Source organism: Streptomyces sp. CBMA156, from assembly GCF_014596515.1.
Taxonomy (GTDB): Bacteria; Actinomycetota; Actinomycetes; order Streptomycetales; family Streptomycetaceae; genus Kitasatospora.
Window position 1 is genome coordinate 47,285 of the sequence record NZ_MSJQ01000049.1, and the last position, 7,812, is coordinate 55,096.

6 protein-coding genes are annotated in these 7,812 nt (G+C 75.1%); 3 read left to right on the plus strand and 3 right to left on the minus strand.

All coding sequences use genetic code 11. From position 1 onward, the window contains the following. Positions 1–13 precede the first annotated feature (13 nt). The gene (locus BU198_RS03810; protein WP_188295386.1) at positions 14–1,798 is read right to left on the minus strand and encodes a DUF2201 family putative metallopeptidase; all 1,785 of its coding nucleotides are present in this window, start codon (positions 1,796–1,798) and stop codon (positions 14–16) included. Beyond that, positions 1,795–2,859, minus strand: coding sequence for an ATP-binding protein (locus BU198_RS03815; protein ID WP_188295387.1), 1,065 nt, complete (start codon positions 2,857–2,859; stop codon positions 1,795–1,797). The genes BU198_RS03810 and BU198_RS03815 overlap by 4 nt, the downstream gene beginning before the upstream one ends. Before the next feature lie 112 nt (positions 2,860–2,971). On the opposite strand from BU198_RS03815, the gene BU198_RS03820 reads away from it, so the two are divergent. From BU198_RS03820 to BU198_RS03830, 3 genes are all read left to right on the plus strand, one after another. After that, positions 2,972–3,712, plus strand: a complete 741-nt coding sequence (locus BU198_RS03820; protein WP_188295388.1) for an SIR2 family NAD-dependent protein deacylase — start codon at positions 2,972–2,974, stop codon at positions 3,710–3,712. 91 nt (positions 3,713–3,803) lie between these two features. Next, positions 3,804–5,018 (plus strand): cytochrome P450, encoded by a 1,215-nt coding sequence (locus tag BU198_RS03825; protein WP_188295389.1) that lies wholly within the window; start codon positions 3,804–3,806, stop codon positions 5,016–5,018. Between the two features lie 89 nt (positions 5,019–5,107). Continuing rightward, positions 5,108–6,457: a serpin family protein gene (locus BU198_RS03830; protein WP_188295390.1), complete on the plus strand. Its 1,350-nt coding sequence runs from the start codon at positions 5,108–5,110 to the stop codon at positions 6,455–6,457. Positions 6,458–6,511: 54 nt separating this feature from the next. On the opposite strand, the gene BU198_RS03835 is transcribed toward BU198_RS03830, so the two are convergent. Next, positions 6,512–7,624 carry an ADP-ribosylglycohydrolase family protein gene (locus tag BU198_RS03835; protein ID WP_188295391.1) on the minus strand — a complete coding sequence of 371 codons (1,113 nt, stop codon included), beginning with the start codon at positions 7,622–7,624 and terminating at the stop codon, positions 6,512–6,514. Between the last annotated feature and the right edge of the window lie 188 nt (positions 7,625–7,812).

The window sequence follows — 7,812 nt, forward strand, 5'->3', positions numbered from 1 at the left end:
GGGCCGGCGGCCGTCAGCTCATCAGGAAGACCGGCCCGCGCGGGGTGAACGGCAGCACCGCGCCGCGCGGGACGAGGAAGGCGTGCTCGCGCCGGACCCGCAGCACGTCGCACTCGCCGTCGGTGATCACCAGGACGGGCGCTCCGGGCGGGAAGTCCTCGGCCCGCTCCAGCAGGTCGATGCCCGGCTGGAGGACGGTGCCGCCGCGTCCGTGCACCCGCAGCCGCCCGGCGATCTCCTCGACCGGTAGGTACCCGGCGTCGTGCGGTGCGGCGTCGCAGTGCACCACCCGGGCGGCCGGGACGTCCCGGGCGGCGGCGTAGGAGGCGATCGCGCCGAGCGCCTTGCCGAGCAGCGTCCGGCTCATCGAGGCCGAGGTGTCCAGGACCACCCCGAAGGTGCAGCGCGGCACCTCCTCCGCGGGGCGGTGGCGGCCGGCCCGGGGGATGTCCGGGGTGGCGGACTGCCGGCGGGCCGGGCGGGCGTAGCTGCGCACCGGCTCCGGGCTCGGCACGAACTCGTCGAACCAGCGTGCCAGCCGGGCGTCCCAGGGCAGCGGCGGGTGGGCGAGTGCGCGGATCTCCTCGACCAGCCCGGCCGGGAGCAGGCCGCGTTCGCGCCGGTGCAGCTCGAAGCCCTGCTGGAGGCCGCGCCGGTAGAAGTCGTCCAGGTCCACGTAGGCGCGCGGGCCGCGGTCCAGCGGTTCGCCGAGGATGTCGGGGCGGTTCTTCCCGGCGAGGGTGGCGAGGCGGCGGATCCGGCGCTGGTCGCGGACGATCCGGTCGTACACCTCCTCGGCCGACAGGCCCTTCAGCCGCGGGTCGTGCAGCAGCCCTTCGGGCATCTCGCCGACGCCCATCTCCAGCAGCCAGCCGTTGATCACGTAGTCGGCGGCGACGTTGAACAGGAACGGGTCGCGGCCCCCGCGGCGCTCGCCGTGCCGCAGGGCGGCGTGCAGCATCTCGTGGCCGAGGATGAACCGCCACTCCTCGTCGCTGTGGTGGCGCAGCGGGTTGACGTAGATCTCGCCGGCCTCGGCGTTGACGGCGGCGACGGCGATGCCGTGGGCCCGGGCCAGTTCGGCGTCGGCGACGACGGTGAGGCCGGCCGCGATGCCGCCGAGCAGGGGGTACGAGGAGACGAACCAGTTGAGCGCCCTGTCCCAGGGCCGCTGGGGCAGCCGTTCGCCGGTGTCGGCGTCGATCCGGCCGCCGGCCCGGTCCATCGCGGCGGACACGGTACGGGTGAGCGCGGAGGCGAAGGCCGCAGACCAGTCGTCGGGCTGCCCGTGGCCGTGCCACTCGACCAGCAGCTGGTCGCGTCCGGCGGTGCCGGCCGTCCCCGCGGTGGCGGGCGGCGGCAGGCCGTCACGGCGCCAGCGGGCGGCCAGCTCCTCCTCGTCGCCGCCGGGGTACTGCTGCGGGAGGACGACCGGGGCGCGGCCCACCGGGAAGGTCGCGAGGAAGCGGTTGACCACCGCGCAGCGGGCGGCGGCCAGCGGGGCGTCCGGCTGGACGCGGGGGCCGCGGGCGGCCGGGACGTGCCCGAAGCCGAGGTGCAGCAGGCAGTGGGCCAGCGCCCAGGCCCACTCCTCGGGCTCGGCCCGGCGGCGCGGGTCGACGTGCACGGTGCCGGCCGAGTCGACCACCGCCCAGCCGTCGACGGGGGCCCTGGTACAGGCCTCGCTGCGGCAGAAGCCGGCGCGCAGGGCGGCGAGGGCCGGGTTGCGGTGGAGCAGCCGGACGCCCGCCGCGAAGGCCTCGGCGCCCGGGTCCTTGGGAGCGGCGGAGGGCTTCACCGGCGGGCCTCGACCAGCCGGGGCATGTCCCGGGCCGCCTCGATCAGGAACCAGGAGGGCAGCACCGGGTTGCCGTCCGGACCGTCGGCGATCACCGTCTGGGCGACCTCCACCGAGATCTCGGCCAGCTGCACCAGCAGCGACTTGGCCCGGAAGGCGGTCTGCCGCTGTGCCCCGGAGGCGTGCTCCTTGCTCGCGGGCAGCTCCTTGGCCAGGCGGCCGCGGAAGGAGTCGGCCAGGTAGTAGAGCAGGTCGCGGTCCTCCGGCCGGTGCGGCCACCGGGCGTCGCCCCTGAGGATCGCCGCCAGGCCGTAGGAGTTGCGGACGATCTTCGCGTAGCCGCCGAAGGCGACCGCGTGCTGCGCGGTGAGCAGGCCGTGCGCGAGGACCTTGAGGGTCTCCTCGTCCACGGTCGGGCCGAAGGAGTGCAGCGCGTCGGAGAGCATGTGCCAGGCGCGCGGGGTGGAGAACGGTTCCTCGGTCTTCGGCGGGGCGGTCCACAGGTGGTCGGGCCGGTCGGTGAGGTAGTCGACGACCCAGGGGTGGATCCCGGCGCCGGCCGCCCAGCGCAGCCAGTCCCCGGCGCTGGCCCGCAGGTGGACGTGGACCATGCGGTTGACGAGCGCGGACGCCATCGGGCGGGCGAGCGCGCCGTCGGTGGCGCGGTTCCCGGCGCCGATCACGATCGAGCCGGGCGGCAGCTCGTACGAGCCGATCCGGCGGTCCAGGATCAGCGAGTAGAAGGCCTTCTGGACGTCCGGCGAGGCCGCGTTGAGCTCGTCCAGGAACAGGCAGTACGGCTCGTCGCGGGCGATCTGCTCGGGCGGGCAGAACCGGGAGCGGCCCTCGGGCGTGAGCTGCGGGACGCCGATCAGGTCCTCCGGGGCGAGCTGGGTGCCGACCAGGCTGACGCACTCCAGGCCGAGCGACTCCGCGAACTCCCTGACCAGGGAGGACTTCCCGATCCCCGGGGCGCCCCAGAGGAACACCGGGCGGACGGTGGCCAGCCCGAGCAGCAGCTCGGGGACCTGGACGGGCGAGACGCTGACTGCTCCCTGCACGGGGCTCCTTCGGGTACGGCGGTGCGACCGGCCCAGTGTGCGGCGGGAGCCGGGCGGGCGCACCCGGATTTTCGGTGGCCGGGAGCGGGCTCCCGGCCGTACCGTCCGGGGCATGAACGCGAAGCGTCCCCTGATCGCCGTGCTCACCGGCGCGGGCATCTCGACCGACTCGGGCATCCCCGACTACCGCGGCCCGCAGGGCCTCTGGCAGAAGGACCCGTCGGCCCAGGAGCTGGTCACCATCGGGCCGTACCGGGACGACCCCGAGGTGCGCCGGCGGGCCTGGCGGATGCGGCTGGAGACCGGCGCGCTGCTGGCCGAGCCGAACGCCGGGCACCGCGCGCTGGTCGATCTGGAGCGCTCCGGCCTGCCGGTGCGGGTGCTCACCCAGAACGTGGACGGGCTGCACCAGGCGGCCGGGCTGACCGCCCGCAAGGTGCTCGAACTGCACGGCACCGCGCGGGAGGTGCAGTGTCTGCGCTGCCGGGTGGTGGGGCCGATGGCGGAGGCGCTGACGAGGGTCGAGGCGGGGGAGCCGGACCCGGACTGCCGGGCCTGCGGGGGGATCCTCAAGCCGCGCACGGTGATGTTCGGCGAGAACCTGGACCCGGAGGTGCTCGGGCAGGCCGACGCGGTTTCCCGTGCCTGCGACCTGTTCGTCGCGGTCGGCACCAGCCTCCAGGTGTTCCCGGTGGCGGCGCTGCCGTACAACGCGGTGAAGACCGGGGCGAAGCTGATCATCCTGAACGCCGAGCCGACGCCGTACGACGAGGCGGCGGACGAGGTGATCCGCGAGCCGATCTCCCAGGCGCTGCCGAAGCTGGTGCGCCGACTTGTCCTGGAGCGGGCCTGATCGGGAGCCGGAAGGGTCATATTCCCGGACGTACCGCGTGCGTACGATGATCCTTCCGGCTTCCCCCCTCCTGGCCTGGAGTGATCGACCGATGACGACGACGGTGACGTTCGACCCCTGGTCGGCGGCGTTCGTGGCCCACCCGTACGACGCGTACGCCGAACTGCGCGAGCACGCGCCGGTGACGTACTTCGAGCCGACGAACCAGTGGCTCGTCTCGCGCCACGAGGACGTCAGCGCCCTGCTGCGCGACCGGCGGCTGGGCCGCACCTACACCCACCGCTTCAGCCACGCCGAGTTCGGCCGCCCCGAGCCCGACCCGGCGCACGAGCCCTTCCACACCCTGAACGACAACGGGCTGCTCGACCTGGAGGCGCCCGACCACACCCGGATCCGCCGGCTGGTCTCCAAGGCCTTCACCCCGCGCATGGTCGAGGGCCTGCGCCCCACCGTGCGGCGGCTGGCCGGGGATCTGGTCGACGAGCTGCTCGCGGCCGGCGGCGGCGACCTGATCGCCACCGTCGCCGAGCCGCTGCCGGTCGCCGTGATCGCCGAGATGCTCGGCGTGCCGGAGGCCGACCGGCACCTGCTGCGGCCGTGGTCCTCCGACATCACCGGGATGTTCGAGCTCAACCCGAGCGAGGAGGCCGCCCGCCGGGCCGTCACCGCGAGCGTCGAGTTCTCCGACTACCTGCGCGCCCTGATCCGCGAGCGCCGCACCGCCCCCGGCGGCGACCTGATCAGCGCACTGATCCAGGCCCAGGAGGGCTCCGACGCGCTCAGCGAGCAGGAGATGATCTCCACCTGCGTGCTGCTGCTCAACGCCGGCCACGAGGCGACCGTCAACACCACCGGCAACGGCTGGTGGGCGCTGTTCCGCAACCCCGGCGAACTCGCCCGGCTGCGCGGCTCGGTGGACGAGCTGCTGCCCACCGCCGTCGAGGAACTGATGCGCTGGGACACCCCGTTGCAGATGTTCGAGCGTTGGGTGCTGGAGGACATCGAGGTCGGCGGCGTCACCATCCCGCGCGGCGCCGAGATCGCCCTGCTGTTCGGCTCCGCCAACCGCGACCCCGAGCGCTTCGCCGACCCGGACCGCCTCGACCTCGGCCGCACCGACAACCCGCACATCACCTTCGGCGCCGGAATCCACTTCTGCCTCGGTGCCCCGCTCGCCCGGCTGGAGCTCACCGAGTCCTACGGCACCCTGCTGCGCCGGGCGCCGGGCCTGCGGCTGGTCCGCGAGCCCGAGTGGAACCCGGGCTACGTGATCCGCGGGCTCAGGGAACTGCTGGTCGAGGTCTGACGGGGAAGCGCGGCCTGCCGGGGAGGCGGCGGGAGGCGGCGGGTGCGGGCCGGGTGGAACCGGTCGACGGGGCGGCACGTCGAAGGGCCATGACGAACCGCAGCACCGGACCCCGCAGCACCGGAACCCGCAGCACCGGACCCCGCCGCACCCTCCGCCGCCCGGCGGCGCTGCTCCTCGCGGCCGCGCTCGCCACGCCGCTGTTCGCCGGCTGCGGCAGCACCGGGGCCGCCGCGCCCGTGGAGCTCAGGGCCTCCGCGCCCGCGAGTCGGCCGGCGGTCGACCCGGCCCAGGTGGCCGCCACCGCGGCCGCCACCGACGCCTTCGGCCTGGACCTCCTGCACACCCTGACCGCCCAGCCGGACGCGGCCGACCGCAACCTGGTGGTCTCCCCGTCCGGCCTGGCCACCCTGCTCGCCATGCTGCTGCCCGGCGCCCGCGGCACCACCGCCGAGGAACTCGCCAAGGCCCTGCACACCGGGCTCACCCCGCAGCAGTACGCGCTCGCCACCGGCGAGCTGAACCGGCCGGTCCCGGCGACCGGCAAGCTCACCCTGAGCCGCAGCGACGACGTCTGGACCCAGCGGGGACTGTCCGTCGCCCCGGACTACCTGGCCACCCTCGCCGCCGCCTTCGACACCGGCGTGCACCAGACCGACTTCGCCAAGGACCCGGACGGGGCCCGCAAGACCGTCAACGAGACCGTGGAGAAGGCCACCGACGGCCGGATCAAGGACCTGTTCGGCCAGGGCGCGATCACCCAGGACACCCGGCTGGTGCTCACCGACGCGCTCTGCCTCAAGGCCGAGTGGGCCTCCGCCTTCAAGCCCTCGCACACCGCCGACCGCCCGTTCCACAAGCTCGACGGCTCCGCTCCGGCCGTCCCCACGATGGGGCAGACCGGGGACTTCAAGTACGCCGACGGCTCCGGCGGGATCGCCGGCGAGCCCTGGCAGGCCGTCGAACTCCCTTACGCGGACGGCGGGTTGGTGATGGACCTGATCGTCCCCGCGCAGGGCGGCTTCGCCGATTTCGCCAAGAGCCTGGACCAGCCCCAGCTCGACCGCATCCTCGGCGCCCTCGCCGAGCGGCCGGTCGACCTCCAGCTGCCGCGCTTCCACTTCGGCACCTCGGAGGAGCTGACCCCGGCGCTGCGCTCGCTCGGCGTGCGGGCGGCCTTCGACGGGGCCGACTTCGGCGGCATCACCAAGGACCCGCTCGTCGTCGGCACGGTGGTGCAGAAGGCCACCGTCGAGGTCGACGAGAAGGGTACGGTCGCGGCGGCCGGCAGCGGTGCCGGGATGGAGGCGGCGGCGGCGCCGCAGGCCGACAAGCCCGTCCGGCTGCACCTCGACCGGCCGTTCCTGTTCCTGATCCGGGACACCAGGGGCGGGGCGCCGCTGTTCCTCGGCCAGGTCACCGACCCGCAGGCCCGGTAGGCCCGGCAAGCCCGGTGGGCCCCGGGGGACCCGTGGGCGCGCCGCCCGGGCGGCTCACCAGGCCGGGTAGCGCCCGCCGAGCCCCGGGTGCAGCGGGTCGCGGCTGCCGAACAGCACCAGCAGGTCGTCCGCGACCTGCCGCAGCTCCGTACGGCCCTCGACCGCTCCGGCCCACTCGGCGGGCAGCGCCGCGGCGCCGTACGCGGCCCCGACCAGGTTGCCGCAGACCGCGCCGGTGGAGTCGCTGTCCCCGGAGTGGTTCACCGACAGCAGCAGCGCGGTGCGCACCGGGTCGGGGTCCAGGGTGGCCGCCAGCAGCGAGTACACCGCGATGGCCAGGCACTCCTCGGCGATCCAGCCGAGCCCGACCCGCTCCACCGTCTCCGCCGCCGGCTCGGCCTCCTGGGCCAGCCGCACCGCCCGGGCCAGCGCCTGGACGGTCTCCTTGGAGCTCGGCAGCTCGCGGATCTGCTCCACCGTCTCGCCGACCGCCGCCCACGGCTCGGTGCCGTTCGCGAGCCGCTCGACCAGCGCCGCGAAGGCGCCCGCCGCGAGGTAGCCGGTCGGGTGTCCGTGGGTGAGCTGGGCGCACTGCACCGCCAGCCCGAAGGACTGTTCGGCGCCCAGCCTGGCCAGTCCGAACGGCGCCGAGCGCATCACCGTGCCGCAGCCCTTGGAGCCCGGGTTGACCGGCCCGGCCAGCCCGATCGCGGACGGCGCCTCGAACACCGGGTGCTCGGACGCCCCGCTCAGGCACGCGTTGCCCGGCGCCCGCCGCGCGTACAGGAAGGGCCGGCTCAGCAGCCAGCCGTCGTACGGGCGGGGCTGCGGCGCGGTGTCCGGCGCGCCCTGGTACTGGGTGCGCAGCCAGCGCCGGTAGGCGCCGTGGACGGCCTCCGGCACCGAGCCGCCGCCGCCCGTCCAGCCGCGGACGAAGCCGCGGATCAGGCCCTCGGCGGTGAACAGCGTCATCTGGGTGTCGTCGGTGACCTCCACCGGGCCGGGCCCGGCCGGCAGCGCGGTCACGCCGTCCGGTCCGTACCGGTCCCGGATCTGGTGGAGCTGCTGGAACTCCACCGGCCAGCCCAGCGCATCGCCGATCGCTCCGCCGAGCAGCGCTCCGCGCACCCGGTCCCGGTACCCCGACTCGGCCGCCGGCTCCGTCACGTCGAATCCCCCTTCGTTCGTGGCGGACTACGTTCTATCAGGTCCGTCGGAGCGCCGCCGGGCTCCGGGTGGATCTTGTCGGGGCGGGTCGGGCACCGCGGGGCCCGGCCTACCGGCGGAGCTGCCCGGCCCGCCCGTGCAGCGCGGCCCGGTCGGCGGCGGCGCGTCCGGCCGCCCAGCCCACGCCG